Here is an 18,978-nt window from a genome sequence, read left to right on the forward strand (position 1 = left end):
TTTCTCTTGATCTTCTGTTAATTGGCGTGTATAATTCTGCTCTGCTCTGCTCTGCTCTGCTCTGCTCTGCTCTGCTCTGCTCTGCTCTGCTCTGCTGAGTCAATCTCATAAAGATACTCTGGAAAGCACTGCGTTCCGCCATCGCTTTGCAGTTCGGGGATGCATTTACTCATCAGCGCAAACTGACTGTTCTTGTGCGGCCGTTGCTTGATCATGATGACTTGATTTTCTGCCTCGGCCTTATCTATCGGGAAAATTCGGGGCATCTGATAGACGCGCTCGTTTAGGCGGCGGCTAAAATACAGCCATTGTCGCGAAAACGGGCGGTAAATCGCCGGAACGAGGCAGTCCTCGAATTGCAGTTCTCTGTCTCGGGCCAATTCCTGTTTGAGATTGTGCGTCCAACTGATTTTTGTTGGATCGGTGTCGATAAATTTGTCAATCGCCGCCTCGCGCGCCTTCCTGGGAAGATCGGGAAAAGCCGCATTGAACCGCGCTCGTTCATGTTCATAAAAGCCGATCATCTCTCGCATGTTCCGGGCCAGCGTATCGCGGGATGGATCCCAGCACCAAACATCGCGATTGGTCACAACGCCAAGAGAGAAATTCTCGAATAGTGGTGTGCTTTCGCCCTTTTTTGCACCCAGTGGGATGAAGTTGGCAAAGTTATCGTCGCGCTGGCGGAGCCAGTCGCCATGCGCGTCCGGCGTGATTTTGGTCCAAAGACCGGCGTCGCGGATGCCCCGGATGCTCCCGAATTCCATCACGCGCGCCAGCTTTTGCTCCCGCGTGAGATAGTCGCCGATATCGTGGAACAGGATTTCGCCCTGTTTTGCGCTTTCCGGGTTTTTGACGAGGATGGAGATAGCGATCGGCGCGCGGCTGCCTGCGCCGAAAATCTTACCACCCTCACGGCGAGAAGTTTCGCCTGCCGTGCGCTGATTGCCTCGCAGGTGGAAGATGTGAAGGGAGGAGAACTCCTCCGCAAGGCATTTCCGCAATCCGTCCGCCGTATTCGCGTCCAGAAATCCGGCATTGGTAACGAAGCCGATCACGCCGCGATCGCGAATCCGGTCGCTTGCCCAGCGGATGGAGCGAACATAACTGTCATAAAGCCCTTTTGCGAGCATCGCATTGGACCTTGCCGCGTAAGTGTTCCTGATACGCTGGTCCAATGCGGGATATTCGACGTTGTCGTTATTGTCGTTTTCGCTCTTTTGTCCGACTGAATAGGGTGGATTACCCATGATGACGCGGATATCGAGCGTCTGCTGATGCCGCACGCGGGCGTTGTTGTCCGCCAGAAGCCGTGAGGCGAGGTCGTGACCCTCGTTGAGGCGGAACGTATCAGTCAGACAGATACCCTCAAAAGGCATGTAGTCGCCCTTCATCAGGTCATGATACGCAGCCTCGATATTGATGGCGGCAATGTAGTAAGCGAGCAGGACGATCTCATTGGCGTGAATCTCATGCCGGTATTTATGCGCCAGTTCGTCTTTCGTGATGAAGCCGCTCTGGAGCAATCGCGTGATGAAGGTTCCGGTGCCCGTGAACGGGTCGAGGATATGCACGCCGGGACTGCCGAGCGTCTGGTCGAATTCGTCCTCCAGCACGTCATTGACCGAGCGGATGATGAAATCGACCACCTCCACGGGCGTATAGACGATGCCGAGCCGCTCGGTCATTTTCGGGAAGGCGGAGCGGAAGAAGCGGTCGTAGAGCTCCACCATGATCTTCTGGCGGCCATAGGCAGTGTCGATCCCCTCGGCCCGCTCGTGGACGCTGCGATAGAAGGCGTCCAGCGTGTCGGTCTCCTTGCCGAGACTGTGCTCGTCCAACACGTCCAGCACGCGGCTGAGTGCTTTGGAGATCGGGTTGTCGGCGGCGAAGCTGTGGCCTGCGAACAGCGCCTCGAAGACCGGGCGGGTGATGAGATGCTGGGCCAGCATCTCGATGATCTCGCCGTCCGTGACGCTGTCGTTCAGATCGGCGCGCAATTCGGCGGCGAAACGGGAGAACGCCTCGTGGGATTTGGTGTTTTCGGGGTTGTCGAGGATGGTTTCGATGCGGGCGATATGGGTACCCGCGATCTTGGCTATGTCGTTCGCCCAGTCTTCCCAATGATGGCGGTTGCCGACCTTTTTAACGATACGTGCATAGATCGCGCGTTCGATCTCGCCGATCTGGAGCTGAAGCTCCTCCTGGCCGTCATCGCCGTCCGGCCCCCGTACCGTGCCAATCCCGTACGTCTTGCGGGCACGGGAGGTGAGACCGGTCGAGGAGGCGATCGTCCGTTGCGTGATCTTGTGCGTGATCGCGATGACTTCCATACGCGACGTATCGGGCTGCTCCCGAAGATCCATTTTGTTGACCATCGCGTCGAAGCGGTCGTCATGCGAGCGCAGGGCCTGAAGCACCTCCCAGACGACGCGGTAGGTCTGGTTGTCGTCCAGCGCCTCGTGCGGTTCCTTTCCGGCGGGGATGACGACTGGCAGTACGACATAGCCGCGCGTCTTGCCGAGGGCCGCGCGCATCACGCGACCGACTGACTGCACGACATCCACCTGAGAATTGCGCGGAGTCAGGAAGAGGACCGCGTCGAGGGCGGGTACGTCCACGCCCTCGGATAAGCAGCGAACATTGGAGAGGATGCGGCAGGTCTGCTCGGGAGCCTCTTCCTTGAGCCAGGCGAGCTTTGCTTCCTTCTCGGAGGCGTTCATGCCGCCATCCACATGCTCGGCCTCGCAGGTGAGGCGGGCTTGGGGCTCGATATCCTCCTGTTTCTGGTATTCCTCCACGACCTGTTGGAACATCTCGGCGATGCGGATGGAACTGACCTTGTGCTTCTTGCCGCGATACTCGGGCGCAATGACCTGACAGAAGGCGACGGCGCGCTTCATTGGAGCGGGGTCGTTCACGCCATCCTGCGAGAGTCCGATCTTGGCCAGCGCCTTCCAGCAGCCGACAATCTTCGCCGCATCGTCGACTTTCAGCCCGTTGCCTGAATCATCGAGCAGCTTCTGGAGTGTCGCGCTGATGGCCTTTTCCTCAACCGCGAGGACGATGACCTTGTAATCGACGAGCAGCTTGCGTCGCACGGCTTCGGAGAAAGTGATAACGTGAAGATCGTGGCCATAGATCGCTTCGTCATTCATGGAGCAGACGAGTGCGCCTTCCTTTCCGGCCTTCTCTTTCGCCACGTCGCCATAGATGCGCGGCGTGGCAGTCATGTAGAGGCGGCGGCGGGCGTGGAGATAATCCTGATCGTGAACGCGGACGAATGCGCTGCCGTCGCCATCACCGGGGAACGTCACGCCGGTCGTCCGGTGCGCTTCGTCGCAAATCACGAGATCGAAGTCCGGCATCCCGTATGCGTCTTGCGCGCGGGCGATGACGTCGATCGAGTGATAGGTGGAAAAGACGACGCTCATGTGGCTGTCGTCGTGCCGTTTGCTGAACTCCTCCGCCAGCCGCGCGGCGCTGGTCGTCGCCGGGTAGCGCAGCTCGTGCGTCTTGATCTTGATCTCGTCGTCATCGGCGCTTTTCTTGCCGACGTCGCTGTCCGAGCAGACGGCGAAACTGTGCAGCGGAGTCCGGCTCTCCTGCGTCCATTCCGTCAGGGTCTGGGACAGCAGTGACAGGCTGGGGACGAGGAACAACACTCGCCCGCCGCGTCCGGCCTGTGCTTCGGTGATCTTCAGGCTGGTGAAGGTCTTGCCGGTGCCGCAGGCCATGATGAGCTTCCCGCGTTCCTGCGTTTCGAACCCACGTAGAACGCGCTCGATGGCGGTTTTCTGATGCGGGCGTGGCGTCTTACGCGGGCGCAACGCGGGAGGCGTCTTCGGCTGGTAGCGTGTCCAGTCGATCAGGCTGCTGTCGAGATCGAACAGGTCGATCTTGCTGACCGGAGGATTTTGGTTGTCGAGTGAGGCTTCGGCGTTCTCTGTCCAGTGGTTCGTACTGGCGATGATGAGGCGGCGAGTGAAGTGGGTCTTGCCCGAGGCTGTGAAGAAGCTGTCGATATCCTTCTTAGCGATGACGTGATCGGCGGCATAGAGCTTGCACTGGATGGCGTGGAATTCGCCTGTGCCGCGTGTTCGGGCGACGAGGTCGATCCCCGTGTCCTTGCTGGTCAGACCCAGGTCGGTAGCCCATTCGCCGTAGGTCCAGACGCCGTCATAGAGGTCGGCATAGCTGGGCTCGGTCCGCAGATAGCAGACCGTCAGCTCCTCGAAATAGGTGCCCTTTTCGCGCTCGGTGACGGCAGCATTACGGAACGTGTCGAGTAGAGTGGTGAGAGCGGACATCAGACAACCGGATCAGCGCGTTACAATCTCGTTTCATCTTGCTCTCTAGCAGGAGCAGAGGCAAGCAATTGACAAGCATAACACTTGACCAACGGCACTGGGTCTGCGGACCTGTCGCGCACCATCATTACGCGGACTGGATATGATGGAGGGTTACGAATTCAAGTAATGTGGCACAAGTTCCGGACGCGAAGCGACTACGAATTCGGGCAGTCCGATGTCTGCTTCCAAGAACCGCAAACGACGGTTGATCGACCAGTGTGAGACGTAAGTGGACATAGTTGTATGTTTGATGCAAAAAAAATTCCCTTTGACAAGGATCGAGGCGATCAGGATGAGATTAGGCGCAAGCAGAAAAAAGTCTGTCGAAGCATATATTTAAAGCCATTTTGTTCTCAACTTGCGATTGTCGCAAGTTGAGCAGCAATCCTGCCCCCGCAACCACTTGCAATTTCTGAGACCCCGCTAAATCAAAGGCTTAACGGCGCTTTGCTTTGTGTAAATTGAGGTCATCTTCTGCGGAACTGTTTAATTTCAGAGCTTTAGAGAAAGTGGGTTCAAATCGGGGATGTCATAGCTCGCAACCACTTGCGATTAGCGGTGACGCAGTTGAAGGTTTACGCTGGGATGTAATACCACCGGTTATAGGGACTGACCTGTGTGAGCCCACTTTCTGAGACCGATGGATCGGATGGTGTCAGGCAGGGCGGCAAGATTGTTCCAGGCGGAACAGGCGGCGTCGATGATGTGATCGACGCCGTCGAAGACGGTGTTGGAGAGCCAGTTGGCGCGTAGGAACTGCCAGATATTCTCGACCGGGTTCAGTTCGGGAGCGCGGGACGGCAGGAAGATCAGGCTGATATTGCGGGGCAGCTTCAGCTTGTCGGTGGTATGCCATCCTGCGCGATCAAGCAGCACGACGGCGTGGGCGCCGCGGGCGCCGCAGCTTGAGATTCCCTCGATATGCAATTGCATGCTGGCGGTACCGATGAACGGTAGCGTCAGGCCGTCGGCTTTGCCGCGCGCCGGGCAGATCGCCCCGAACAGCCAGCCAGGCATTCTCGTAGCGCTGATCGGCCGGCTGGCGTGGCCGCGTGCTGCGCCGGGCCCATTGTAGGACGATCCCGTTCTTCTGGCCGATCCGGGCCTCGTCCTGGAACCAGATCTCGATCGGCTTGCCCTTGGGCAGATGGCCGATATGGGCGTTCAGGATGCGGGGGAAGTTTTTTTGAACGCCTCCATGACGCCAGTGTCCTGTCCCGGATGGCGTGGCCGGGCGCTGACATAGGAAAAACCAAGCTGTATCAGCAGGGTAGAAACGTGCCGCTCGTGATAGACGACGCCGAAGCGCCTCTCGCTCACGCGTTGCAGATCAACCCGGCGCCAGCGCACCACGCCATCGCGCTGCCGATCCGTGCCCGCCTCGACCAGGGCCTTCAATTCGGCCTGCTGTGCCCCGTTCAATCGGCAGGCTGGTCCCGCGTGCTGATGGTCGCGCACGCCATCGGGTCCTTCCGCATTGAAGCGGTGAACCCAGTCTCGCAATGTCTGGCGGTCCATGCCGCCTACCCGGGCCGAATCCGTCTGGCTGGCCCCGTCGCGGATCGCCGCCAGGGCCAGAAGCCGGCGCGCAGCGTTCGCATGCCGGTTGCTTACCGCAAGCCGCCTCAGCTCAGAGGCCGAATAGTCATCCCGTAGCTTCACTGTCCTCATCATCAGTCAGATCCTCCCAAAATCAAGAGAATCAGAGCCGACGGCGCTCGTCACTTCACACACGAGTCAGTGGCTGCGTCCTTTGGTATAACGTCTGAAACTGCGCAGAACGGCCAGCGTCGAATTGATGCAAGGTAATCAGAAATCGATGCTATAAGCATTCCGGCATGGGGTTTTGAGATTGGGCAATCTATTTGATGCAAGGTAAGAGATATGTGTATCAATAAATCTTCTAAAGAAGATTTATTTCTTATTATATGCTGCACGTTGTTGGGTACTGCCTTGATGTGATGACATATATTGCCAAATTTGGCTTTTCCAACTCCAGTATGGCTTGCATCGTTTCCTTTATCTGTAAGCGCATTTAATGGTTTTTTTTGCGAGTTCATCCGTTTGCGCATCTAACTGGAGCTAATCAATCGAATGCTAAACAAGGAAATTACAGGCATGGCTAAATTACAAAGATTCAACAATCGTAAAATTTGCAAATATAATGAAGTTGAAACCATATCAGATATGCCGTCTATGGTAGCGAAAATCTCGCCGTGGCATGTTTTTTTTCATAAACCCGGAGGAAATCTTTAGGACGATTTTCAATCGGCACCATTGCGGGTTGCTTTCATTGGCAACGCTTTACCCCGTCGCTGTGGTATTGCTACCTTTACCACCGATCTTGAATTGGCTGTCCGTAATCTTGATGACGTGACACAAGCGGCGATCATCGCCATGTGCGATCCGGGTAGTCAATATGCTTTTCCCCCGCACGTTTGTTGCTCGATCGAACAGGATGATCCCGGCAGCTATCTTGCGGCGGCGAATTTCATCAATGTGCATGGCTTTGACGTCATTTCGCTCCAGCATGAATTCGGCATTTTCGGCGGGGAAGCGGGCAATTATCTACTCAGTCTTATCGCATTAATCCGCGTCCCGCTGGTTACGACGCTGCATACGGTGCTCGACAAACCCACCGATGCCCAGCGAGACGTCATGCTGGCGCTTCTGGCAGCCTCTGTGCGCGTGGTGGTGATGGCTCAAAAGGGGCGCTCCATATTAATTGAGACCTATTCAGCAGATCCCGCCAAGATTATCGTCATTGCGCACGGCATCCCGGATGTCCCACTAGTCAGCTCCCAAAGCGCGAAAGAAAAGCTGGGCTTTGCCAACCATCGCGTCATCCTTACTTTCGGTCTGATCAGCCCGAACAAAGGCATAGAGACGATGATCGAGGCAATGCCTCAGGTTCTCGCGGCCGCTCCTGACGCGGTCTATGTGGTGATGGGTGCCACGCATCCCTCTCTGCTACGGGATGCGGGCGAGGCTTATCGCGATGGTTTGATCGCCCGCGTGAACGCGCTGGGTCTAAACGGGCACGTGGTGTTTCTCAACCGTTTTGTCGATCGACCAGAATTGCTCGAGCATATCGCCATGTGCGACGTTTATGTTACGCCTTATCTTGTTGAATCGCAGATGACATCAGGCACATTGGCCTATTCGCATGGACTGGGACGGGCAGTGGTATCGACCCCCTATTGGCACGCGATGGAATTGCTGGCCGATGGCTCGGGCGTGTTGGTACCGTTTGGAAGTCCCGATGACCTCGGCAAGGCGGTGGCCGCTCTGTTGATCAACGAAACCACACGGCTCGCTATGGGGCGCAAGGCCTATGTGACCAGTCGTGCAGCGACATGGACCAATATCGCGCAACTTTATCGCCATGTCTTTCGCATAGCGTGCCGGAAGCCGAAGCCCCTATTGTCAGGATTGCCCCTGAGTCATTTCGCCGCCATGTGCGATGATACCGGTATGTTGCAGCATGCGGTTTACGGTGTGCCTGATCGCAATCACGGTTATTGCGTCGACGACAATGCCCGGGCGTTGCTAATGTGCTGCGGCATCGACGCAAATACACGGCCAGAAATTATCGCGACGATGATGCCACGTTTTGCGGCCTTCATCCAGCACGCTTGGAACGCCGATACCGGCCGTTTTCGCAATTTCCTGAGCTATGATCGCCGCTGGCTGGAGGATTCCGGTTCAGAAGACAGCCACGGTAGAACACTCTGGGCATTGGGTGCCTGCAGCCATGATCCGAGACTCAAGCAATGGGCTACGGCACTGTTCGCACGGGCACTTGGAACGGTCGAGGCGTTTACCTCACCGCGCGCTTGGGCTTTCACGCTTCTTGGACTTGATGGTTACTGTGCCGTGTGCCCGGGGGATAACCATGCTCGAGAATTGCGACTTGTTCTTTCTAAGCGGTTACACAACCAGTTGCTGATCTGTGAGAGCCCAGACTGGGTGTGGTTCGAGGATCGGCTGACCTACGACAATGCTCGCCTGTGCGAGGCGCTGATTACGACAGGTATCGCCGTCGGCGTGCCCGACCTTGTCGATGCCGGCGTGCGCACCCTATGCTGGCTGCTAGATCAACAGACGTCGCCCGCTGGTCATTTCCGTCCGGTTGGCTCGGAGGGCTTTCTGTTGGTGTCGCGCGAAGCACCGCAATGCTTCGATCAGCAACCGGTCGAGGCTTGCGCCACCATTGCCGCTTGCCTGAGCGCTCTGGTTGTCGAGCGTGCGCCATTTTGGCTAGCCGAAGCGCGTAAGGCTTTTGCATGGTTCGTTGGTGCCAATGATTTGGGCTTGCCCATTGTCGATGCGATTACGGGCAGTTGCCGCGACGGGCTGCATCCGGATCGCGCCAATGAAAACCGTGGTGCCGAATCTCTTCTTGCCTACCTGCTCGCCCTGTTGGACATGGAGCGGCTGGGGCGTAACGAGTCTGATTCTGCTACAATTTGTCCACCGAGTGCGGTGTTATCCCACACCTTCATGGAAGAGAGGCATATCGTAGCCGATCAAGCTTATTAAGCTACAAGTTTATGTAATGTCTGTCCCAGTCGGTAACTTAAGATCGGGATCAGAACCAAGTCGAGTTTTGCCCTCATAAATAGGAGGGAGTTAATTGTGATATTTATGCCCGTTACGATGATTAATTAATCACATTGATATAGATAATTCGAATGTTGCAGCGACATTGATTTCAACAATGATGAGACGGTTTGGTCTTTCAGTTATAGATATAAATGAAATTTACTTTAGGTAGGAAAATTGTCTCGACTATGAAAGATGTCACCATCGGCAATTTTTTTCAAACCCCTGACCCAGTTTGTAGTCAGCTTTTTTCGGAGATGTAGCTACGATGGAGTGCGCGTTAGAGTGGAGGTAGGCCGTAAAGCTGAGTATGAGGAATAACCACATATTAATGATCATAAATAATTTTAGATTTATATTGAAGAATATAAAATTGACGCAGCGAAAATTTCGTCGTAATATAAATGTTCAGGAAAAAATTACTTAATTAATTTTACAATAATCGGAATTTCTTGGGCACCCGTCGAGGCGGGTGCATCACGATGCCCAAGCAGACGTCGCCGATATTTCTTCCTCCTCCTCCTCCTCCTCTAATCAAGGAATTTATATTATGGCCAAAGGCCAAAAGCGCGGTAATCGCGAGATCAAAAAACCAAAAGCAACAAAGAAACCGAGCATAGAAGCCCAAGTTGCCTTGCAGCAATTGCAAGGGAAAATGCTGCCTTCCAAAAAAGTAAAAAAATAGATGCATGTTTTCGTCATTGGTTGATTTATCTGAATATTTTCGCTTGATAGTCAAGACTGTTGGGTTCAGTCTCAAGTGCTGCGTGAACATGCTGGCGGATGCCGTCGAGGTTACACTCGGCCCGAAGGGACGAGCCGTGTTGATCGACAAAAAGTTTGGAGCCCCACGCGTCACGAAAGTTGACGTGACTGTTGCATGCGATATCGTGCTTGAGGACAAATGCACGGATATGGGGACACATCTTGTTCCCGATGTAGCGAAGCATGCCAATGATAAGGTTGCTGGCGACACCTCTACAGCATCATGCCTGCCCGCAGCACCATGCTTTTTGACAGAACAGCGATCGCAGGGGGTATTCCGCCGGCGGAACAGAAGCGCGGGATCAATGCGCACTGTGCACGCACCTGTAATTGAATTGACGCACCCGACCTAGATTTCAGTCTGGTTTAGAGGTAGTATGCGCCATTTAAACATAGGGATCGTAAAAAGATCAGATTCAGAAAAAGGCTTCGCCGTCTTCCCCAGACACTGGCTCGTCGAGTGGACATTTGCCTGGCTCAACCGTTGCCTACGCATCAGCTTCACTGATTTTATACTCAGAAAGCTATGCTAAAAGTCGTAATTTTTCTGGATAGAATCGTAGGAAAATACTCATGACATTACCTCAATCGATGACAAATCCATTATCTGCTGGTTATATTGGATTCGAGATCTTCGTCGGAACACGGCGTGTGAGTTGTGGTGTTTCGAATGATGCTTTAGACGCGATTTCCTGTTTAGCATTGCCTTCTACGCCTACGGCTCGAAACCGCTCTTTCAATAGATTTCGAGTTCTAATTCATAAAGCTGCAGAAAGAAAAGTGTTGGAATGTCATGATAATAGCAATGACTATATCTTGATTCAAAGCGAGGATCTTCGTCGTATTCCACCGGAAAGCGGCAATCCAGCTTTCACGACAGGAATCCGATAACCGGGTGACTATTTTTTTACGGTATGGTTTTGGAAGTCCGTCTTCAGAAGATGCCAAAATCTGGGTCGGGTAATTTTTGAGGTTTTATATATCGTGAGTTACCTCTCCAGAGGGATTTGTAATATGGAATTGTTATCTCGATTTGCGTTTAGTGTTGCAAGTATCATGCTTATGCTGCTCGCTCTTGGTCTTATGGGTTACGGTATTCTTGATCTTGGCTCCGCGTTGTTCAAATCTTGGCGTTCTGGTCGAGATGCGGTGATTCTTGCGATCAGTTACGTCGTCATAGCTGTTGCCGTGTTCGACGTCGCCAAATATTTTATAGAGGAAGAGGTGCTTCAAACTAGGAACAATATGTCTGCCACTGAAGCGCGTGCCAGCCTGACGAAATTTATCACGACTATCATTATCGCGATTTTCATTGAAGGACTCGTTTCGATATTTGAGGTCAGCAAAGAGGATATTGAGAAAATTTTCTACCCCATCGGATTGCTCGTTACGGCTACGTTTATGGTGTTGGCTCTGACAGTTTACCAAAAATTCAGTGTCAACACGGAGAGGTTATGAATAATGTTGATGGGCTGATCGGTTTATCAAGAGTGGTTTTCTATTTGAGTGTAATGGGTTTGCACGAGATACCGTAGGATGAGCATCGAAATTGAGGTGATCTGCCCCCTCAGAGTGGCTCAGAGACTATGACAGTCTGAAGCACGAAAGGGGCATTGAATGCAGCGCAGGAAACATACAGCTGAAGAGATTATTGGCAAGCTGAGAGAAGTTGAGATTGTCCTTGCACAGCGCGCGTCGGCTGCGGAAGCCTGCCGCCGGATATCGGTCAGCGAACAGGCCTATTACCGGTGGCGTAAGGAATATGGCAGCCTGAAGACCTACCAGGCAAGGCACATGAAGGATCTGGAGAAGCAGGGCCAGCGTTTGCGCTGGGCGATTTCGGATCTGACGCGGGACAAGCGGATCCTGCAGGAGGCGGAACGGGGATCTACGACGTACTGATCTCAGGCCGCCCTTAGCATCCGCGTGGAGCTCCTTCAGAAGACTCGCATCATAAACTAATGGCTCTACTTGAAAGTTCTAGTATAATTGACAATAGGCAGATCGCTCTTCTGGAGAAGCAGGCTGCAGCCGAAGATGTCCAGCATCTCAAGCATGAGGTCGATAGGTTATTGGCCATCAGGGCTGTTCTAATACCCGAGCTGATCCAGCAGGTCCGTATGGGTTGCCCCCCAGCGATAGAGCATCTCCAGGGGCTCGACGAGTTTCTGTCCCATTGAAGTCAGTCGATACTCGACGACCGGAGGCATGACCTGCATGACCTCTCGTTCGATGAGCTGCAGTCGTTCGAGTTCCCGCAAGGTCTGGGTCATCATTTTCTTGGACAGGCCCGGGATACTGCGTTGAAGCTCTCCAGGCCGGGAAGAGCCGCCAAGCAAGTGTAGCGTGTGAAGGATCATGGAGGTCCATTTCCCGGAGAACAACCGCAGTAGCCGTCTCGGCGCACAATCCTCCGCGAAAGGTGCCTGGCGGTAGTCATCAGGCAATCGGGCCAGTATCAGATCGTGCTTCATGGGAACCTTTTGGTATCCAGGGCACAAAATAGTGCCGGATTGTCATTTGTATCCGCGCCAGACAGGTTGTGAAGCCTGAGCATGGCTGTTTAGCGGAGGAACCAATGTCAAAAAGAGCTCTGATCGTTGGCGCAACAGGGATTGTCGGCCAGAACCTGACCAACAGGCTCGTTGCCGAAGGGTGGACCACCTATGGCCTTGTCAGGCGAGTGGAGAGCTTGCCTGGCTCAGTCATTCCCGTGGCGGCTGATACGTTGGATCCGTCTGCACTACGTGAGGCGCTCGCTGGTATCCTGCCGACGCACGTCTTCTTCACGACCTGGACACGCAGGGCGACCGAGAAGGAGAACCGTGTCGTCAATAGCGTCATGCTTCGCAATGTCTTCGAGGCGCTACCCAAGCCGGAAAGGCTGGTCCATGGCAGCCTTGTCACCGGATTGAAGCACTATCTTGGACCGTTCGAGGCCTATGCGGCCGGGGCGCCGCCCCAGACGCCATTTCGTGAAACGATGCCCCGACTGGATCTGGAGAACTTCTATTACGATCAGGAAGACGTCCTGTTTGGGGCTGCGGCAAAACATGGATTTGCCTGGACGGTTCATCGTCCACACACCGTCATCGGCCATGCGATCGGCAATCTTATGAATATGGGCACCACACTCGCGGTCTATGCGAGCCTTTGCCGGGAGACCGGCCTGCCATTCGTGTTTCCAGGGTCACCTACACAGTGGAGTGGTCTGACCGATGTGACGGATGCCCGACAGCTCGCCAGCCAGATTTTCTGGGCGGCAACCAGCCCTGCGGGGCGGAATGAGGCCTTCAACGTCGTCAATGGTGATGTATTTCGTTGGAACTGGCTCTGGCCAGAGATTGCGGGCTGGTTTGGTATCAAGGCCGCCCCCTATCTCGATCATGTCACGTCTCTGGAGCATATGCTGGCAGGAAAAGGGGCAGACTGGGCTGAGATCGCGAAGAAACATGGCCTCAAGGAGGAGCGCCTCGACCAACTGGCGTCACCCTGGCATACAGATGCGGATTTGAGCCGTCCGGTTGAATGCCTTACTGATATGAGCAAGAGCCGCAGGCTTGGGTTTACAGATTACCGCTATACGCCCAACTCATTCTTTGATCTGTTCGAGCGGCTGCGCGCCGAACGCTACATTCCCTGAGAGCACTCATCGGTTAGGCATGAGCAGAAAACAGATTGTCAAAACAATTAGTTAAACCCGCTTCATTCTGAACTTGCGGATTCCGCAAGTTCAGAAGCAATCCTGCCCCCGCAACCACTTGCAGTTTCTGAAACCCCGCTAAGTCAACGGCTTAGCGGGGTTTTGCTATACGTAAATTGAGGTCATCTTCTAGAGAACTGTTTAATTTCATAGGCTTAGGGGAAATAAGTTCAAAGCGGGGGTATCATACCGCGCAACCACTTGCGATTATCGTTATTGACGTGAGCCGCTGTTACAATCAGGCTCAGAAGCGAATGTAATCTTAGTTTCCGGATTGATGACCGACCTTATTCGAGACCTTATCCTTCGCTGGCGGGACGATCCGACAGGGACTTATCAGAGCTGGTTTCTGTGGGACGAGCGTATCAAGAATTTCCGGTCTATCCGCCGTGGTCTGCAGCAGGTCGTTGCCGAGATTACCGCTGGCACATTCGGGGTCGCTTATCGCGGCTCCTCCCTAGAAACGGTCGTCCATTCGATTGCTGAGCAGCGCCAGATATTCAAGGGAGCGGATCATGCGTTCCTGTGGAAGCCGAAGCTACGCATTCCCGATATCTACGAAAATCCCGCCAATCAGAAAGCATTCGGGCAGCTTCTTGATACCTGTCTGTGCTGCAATACCGAAGAGCATGTGGTTTCGGCCATTCATGCAATCGATGCCTGGAAGATAAAAGGACTAGGACCAGCCGTCGCCAATCTGCTGTATTTCCTGCATCCCACGATCATGCCGCCTTTCAATACGGCGATCGTGAAGGGCTATAACGCCTTGACCGGATCAAAGGTGAAGCTGGGGCGATGGGAGGAATATCTTGCCATGCGGCAGGGTATCCTGAAGCTGAATGCGACCTATCGTTCGCTGCTGTCCAATGATCTGGGCGCCATTGGAGGACTGCTATTTGACCTCGGAAGCGGACGCTATTCAGCGCCGCCTCTCGAGGATAACGAAACAGCACGGAAACTCTGGGAAGCCGATCTTCACCAGGTGAGGGAGCAAAGCGCAAAAGAGGCCCGAATCCTGGCAGCAGAGCGGGAAACGGATCACACCCATACCAAGATTCAGGGTTGGCTTCGCGATCTGGGGCTTTCCCTGGGTTACGATGTCTGGATTGCGGCCAATGATCGCAGTCGTCCATGGCGGGACGGTAAGCTGGGAGATGGCTGCCTGTCGGTGTTGCCTGGGTTCACAACAGAAACGCAAGGGGCGCAATCCGTGCGGCTGATCGATGTTCTGTGGCTGGACCGGGAAAGCCACAGGATTGTGGCAGCATTCGAAGTCGAGCATTCAACGACCATTTATTCCGGCATCGTGCGGATGCTGGATCTTGCTCTCGGGTCAGAGGCGCAGGCCTTGGATGGCCTGTTTCTTGTGGCACCAGACAAGCGGGAAGCTGATGTGCGGGAACAGTTGAGGCGGCCGGCCTTCAGCAGGATTGCAGATTTGAAAGTCCGGTATCTGTCTTATGGGGCGCTTGAGAAAGACCGCGAGGCAATCAGGCGCTTTGGTCAGGGATTGAAGCCTATCCAAGCCATATCCCATCTCCCATCTCCTTATCCCAGCATGACAGTGATGACAGGCATGGCAGGAGAGCGGGGTGTCTACTCTCGAGCAGTGATAAGGAAAAGCAACCATTCATACTGCCGGTACCTTTGACAGCATCATATGCACTGCCTCCGGCTGCAAGTCAGGTCAACCTAGAAGTGTTCTATAAATCATGGCCTTATAGACTCATTTAACTGTGCGTCTTGTACGCTCAGAACTACCTCTTTGGCCGAATGCTTTTTAAGAAGATATGATGATGGAAAACATTAACAATCAGGTTCTTTCGGTGCGTCAACTTTTGGCTTTGACGCGACTTTCTATTCCGACGTATCAACGCCCTTATCGCTGGGGAGCGCGGAATATCACTGATCTCCTTGCCGATCTGGTTATCCATCAGAACAAGAGCGCCTATCGATTGGGCTCTGTGGTGTTTCATCAGCACACAGATAAAGACGGAATGCTCGATATCGTCGATGGTCAGCAACGAACCCTGACTTTGATGTTGACTGTCAAGGCGCTGATTGAGGTGTTGGACGAAGAAAGTCGAGACAGAAAGGAGAAAGTAACCAAATGCCAGCGCCAAGATATTCGGCAACAACTTGAGGCATTAAGAGAGCCCATCCATGATTTTATGAAGCGGACGCATTTCCCTAGCCGCGCTTCAGAGGTAAACCTCCGACGAAATTATCTAGAGTTGCATCGAACAGTGGCCCGCTCCGAATTTGATGAGCAGAAAATCGATTTTCTACTCAATAAATGTCAAGTGGTCTGCTTTGTCCTCGAGGATATTTCCGAGGCATTTCAGTTCTTTGATTCGCAAAATGCCCGAGGGCGCGATTTGGCACCTCACGATCTGCTTAAAGCATTCCATCTGCGCGAATTTGCCGAGCATGAGGCGTGTCGCAAGGCAGAGGCCGTTGATCATTGGGAGCGCCTGCCCAGCAACGAACTGGCCCATTTATTTGCCTTCTATCTTTATCGAGTGCGTCAGTGGGCCGAGGGTAAGTCTGCGCGCTACTTTGGGAAAGAGGATGTGGATATTTTCAAAGGAGTCAATCTCGAACGCGTGGGTCAATTTCCTTATGTAAAATCACTTCGTATCGCCCACCATTTTGTTGATGATTACAATAACCAATATCAGCGCAAGATAGATGGCCAGCGCATGGTTTTCCCGTTTCATCTCGACCAGATGATTATTAATGGCCGGCGCTTCTTTGAGATGGCCGAGCACTACCAGAAGCTTGTGGCTGCGATCGCAGTTGAGGAGTCTGCCTCTAAACTGGCTATGCTGCACGATAAGGCCCTGACGACGAGGGCGGTCAAGATACTTTCTACCTTGAACATTTACAAAAATCGTCATCGCACAGGTGATCGCTACGTGCGTGCCATGTTTGACTGTGCTCTAATCTTCTATATCGACAAGTTTGGCAGCCAAGAACTGTCGCTGGCTATTGAGAAGTGCTTTATCTGGGCCTATCGCTGTCGTATTCGTCAGCAAGTGGTCCAACTGGCAACCATGGATAATTATGTGCTGGAGCACAATTTGATCCGTGCCATTCGTGATGCTCACCAGCCTGCTGATTTGCACGCGTTCTATTTGCCAAACATGAGCAGCAAAGAAAACAAGAATAATCGCACCGGCTCTAAAGATGAGTTGGTCGAGTTGTTTCGGGAAATGAATTACTATGTCTGAAGCGATTGTTCGTCCGCTCTCCATCCAAGCATTGTTGGAAGATAGTGCCCGTTATGTGGTCCCCATGTACCAGCGCAATTATGCCTGGGGTGAGGGGGAAATTACCCAACTGTTGCAGGATGTGATCGATTACCAGAGCAAGAAAAATAGCGAAGGTAAACATCAGACTTACTATATCGGCACCTTGGTAGTTTTCGCTCGGGCCGACGGCACCTTTGAGGTAATTGACGGCCAGCAGCGCTTCACGACCCTTTCCCTTCTGGCGATTTGGCTCAAAAACCAGAAGAATGGGGCGGTAGATATGAGTTGGTATCGAGATCTCAACCTCGGCTTCGAAAGTCGCTTGGTCTCGAGGCAAACTTTCGAGCGTTTATGGCAGGGTGCCGAGCCCTACTGCTTGCGTGGGAACACCTTCAATGAAGGGTTGGTGAACGGTTTTGAACTGATTGGTAAAGCTTTATCTGAGCTTGGGCTGATCGGCACAAAATTGATAACCTTTTGTGAATATTTATTCAAGCACGTGCAGATATCTCGTATCGAAGTGCCCAAGGATACTGACCTCAATCACTTTTTCGAAGCGATGAACAACCGCGGTGAGCAGTTGGAAAAGCACGAGGTGGTTAAGGCGAAGCTGATGGCGGTGTTGAACCAGATTCCTGAAGTGGAAACGCGTCGCCAGAACATCTATGTGCTAGGTCGGGTATGGGATGCCTGCGCCAATATGGAACGCTATATTCAATACGGTTTTACGCCTGCTGAACGTCATAGCCTGTTTGGCGAAAATGACTGGGGGCAGTTTATACCCCAGGATTTTGATCATCTATGTAATCTGCTGCCGTCCTCTTGTAGTGCGAACTCAGAGTTCAAAACGGAGGATAGTGTCTCCACTGGTAAACATGGACGAACCTTGTTGGCTATTTTGCACGACGACACGCTCGACGTGGTGAAAAATGTAGAACAGGAAAGTGCTGGCTCAGAGCGATTTAACAGCGTTATTAACTTTTCTAATTTTTTACTTCATGTATTACGGATCGTAAGTCGTCGTCCCGCTAATACGGAGGGGGTGCCGCTTGATGATAAACAACTGATCGATCAGTTTGAGTTGCGCGTAATGCAGCAGGCTGATCCGGTAGCGGCTGTCCAGTGTTTTACCCACGCCCTGTTGAAAACTAAATACCTGTTTGATCAGTTCATTATCAAGCGCGAGTTTGCGGATGGTAAGGATGCTTGGAGCCTTAAACGGTTGCATTGGTATTCAAAAGATAGTGTCAGCTATATCAATACATTTGATGATAAAGATGGTCAGTTTATAGGTATTAATAGGCGTATATTGATGCTGTTGTCGGCATTTCATGTATCAGCTCCTACTTTGGTTTACAAGCACTGGCTTAATGGTGCCCTACGCTATCTGTTCGATAACTTTAATCCGAAGAATACAGTAAGGGCAGATGCCTATCTTGGCTATCTGGAGTGTCAGGCGCAACGCTTTGTCTTCCAGCGTTTTTTGGTGCCAGGCGAATCAGCTTCCTATTACCAAATGATTTACGGCGATCTTTCTACTTTGCCTCAGATCGTAGTTGATGAGCAATGGCGGGAGATGGTCCAATCCAAATTATGTTATGGTCATATTGAAAACAATTTTGTCTTTAACTTCCTTGACTACCTTTTGTGGGTAAAAAAGCGTGGCAAAGATAAAAATTCCGATCAAGTGATTAATTTTTTTGAGTTCACTTTCCGAAGCTCGGTGGAGCACTTCTCACCCCAGCATCCTATGGATGGTTATAAAACGGTAGAGCGTGTTGCACTTAATTCTTTTGGCAATCTTTGCTTGATTAGCCATAGCAAGAATTCGCGCCTGAGTAATTTTCAGCCTCAACAGAAGCTGGAGCATTTTGAGGCAAGTCTTGGCAATGGTCAGATCGACAGTCTGAAACTGCTCTCGATGATCGAGTTGATGAAAGCAAGAGGACGCTGGCAAGAGGCCGAAATTGCAGAACATCAGGACAAAATGATTGACATACTGGCTGAGTCGCTCCGGCATTTGATATCATTCCAAACGACAGGGTCGCTTTGAGTCGATTAGAAAACAGTGCCTTGAGCGAGACAGAATGTCAGAAAAGCCACCTGACTATCCTTCGGGGCGTGAGCAAGAATATTTACTTCTGTTGTGAAGTGTAAGCGAACATGGCTCTGAATAAACAAACACTCCGTTTGACGAGGGCAGGGGGTATTGACTCCAGTGATGGAGTTAAGCGCAGGCAGAAAAAAGTGCATCAAAACAGCTTATTAATCCCGCTTTGCTCTCAACTTGCGATTGCTGCAA

General features: G+C 52.7%; 10 protein-coding genes and 2 pseudogenes. 9 read left to right on the plus strand and 3 right to left on the minus strand.

The genetic code is table 11. The annotated features are described in order from the left end of the window. Positions 1-17: 17 nt before the first annotated feature. Positions 18-4,307 carry a DEAD/DEAH box helicase gene (locus LKE90_RS12125; protein ID WP_291494710.1) on the minus strand — a complete coding sequence of 1,430 codons (4,290 nt, stop codon included), beginning with the start codon at positions 4,305-4,307 and terminating at the stop codon, positions 18-20. Positions 4,308-4,949: 642 nt separating this feature from the next. Next, a pseudogene (locus LKE90_RS12130) lies at positions 4,950-6,023 on the minus strand (IS630 family transposase). A 603-nt stretch (positions 6,024-6,626) separates the two neighbouring features. On the opposite strand from LKE90_RS12130, the gene LKE90_RS12135 reads away from it, so the two are divergent. From LKE90_RS12135 to LKE90_RS12155, 5 genes and pseudogenes are all read left to right on the plus strand, one after another. Beyond that, on the plus strand, positions 6,627-8,891 hold the full coding sequence (locus LKE90_RS12135) for a glycosyltransferase family 4 protein (RefSeq protein WP_291494711.1): 2,265 nt from the start codon (positions 6,627-6,629) through the stop codon (positions 8,889-8,891). Between the two features lie 613 nt (positions 8,892-9,504). After that, positions 9,505-9,639, plus strand: coding sequence for a hypothetical protein (locus LKE90_RS12140; protein ID WP_291494712.1), 135 nt, complete (start codon positions 9,505-9,507; stop codon positions 9,637-9,639). A 671-nt stretch (positions 9,640-10,310) separates the two neighbouring features. Further along, positions 10,311-10,610, plus strand: a complete 300-nt coding sequence (locus tag LKE90_RS16530; protein WP_367117439.1) for a DUF1488 family protein — start codon at positions 10,311-10,313, stop codon at positions 10,608-10,610. 123 nt (positions 10,611-10,733) lie between these two features. Then, positions 10,734-11,177, plus strand: coding sequence for a hypothetical protein (locus LKE90_RS12150; protein WP_291494713.1), 444 nt, complete (start codon positions 10,734-10,736; stop codon positions 11,175-11,177). A 159-nt stretch (positions 11,178-11,336) separates the two neighbouring features. Further along, a pseudogene (locus LKE90_RS12155) lies at positions 11,337-11,606 on the plus strand (transposase); the annotation flags it as partial. Positions 11,607-11,809: 203 nt separating this feature from the next. Here LKE90_RS12155 and LKE90_RS12160 read toward each other — a convergent pair. Continuing rightward, positions 11,810-12,193 (minus strand): winged helix-turn-helix transcriptional regulator, encoded by a 384-nt coding sequence (locus tag LKE90_RS12160; protein ID WP_291494714.1) that lies wholly within the window; start codon positions 12,191-12,193, stop codon positions 11,810-11,812. A 104-nt stretch (positions 12,194-12,297) separates the two neighbouring features. On the opposite strand from LKE90_RS12160, the gene LKE90_RS12165 reads away from it, so the two are divergent. The 4 genes from LKE90_RS12165 (at position 12,298) to LKE90_RS12180 (ending at position 18,729) form a co-directional block, all read left to right on the plus strand. After that, the gene (locus tag LKE90_RS12165; RefSeq protein ID WP_291494715.1) at positions 12,298-13,362 is read left to right on the plus strand and encodes an SDR family oxidoreductase; all 1,065 of its coding nucleotides are present in this window, start codon (positions 12,298-12,300) and stop codon (positions 13,360-13,362) included. Positions 13,363-13,699: 337 nt separating this feature from the next. Continuing rightward, complete coding sequence (locus LKE90_RS12170) at positions 13,700-15,073, plus strand: type II restriction endonuclease (RefSeq protein ID WP_291494716.1); 1,374 nt, start codon at positions 13,700-13,702, stop codon at positions 15,071-15,073. Positions 15,074-15,212: 139 nt separating this feature from the next. Beyond that, positions 15,213-16,655 (plus strand): DUF262 domain-containing protein, encoded by a 1,443-nt coding sequence (locus LKE90_RS12175; protein ID WP_291494717.1) that lies wholly within the window; start codon positions 15,213-15,215, stop codon positions 16,653-16,655. Further along, on the plus strand, positions 16,648-18,729 hold the full coding sequence (locus LKE90_RS12180) for a DUF262 domain-containing protein (RefSeq protein ID WP_291494718.1): 2,082 nt from the start codon (positions 16,648-16,650) through the stop codon (positions 18,727-18,729). The genes LKE90_RS12175 and LKE90_RS12180 overlap by 8 nt, the downstream gene beginning before the upstream one ends. Positions 18,730-18,978 lie beyond the last annotated feature (249 nt).

The organism is Acetobacter sp. (assembly GCF_022483985.1).
Taxonomy (GTDB): Bacteria; Pseudomonadota; Alphaproteobacteria; order Acetobacterales; family Acetobacteraceae; genus Acetobacter.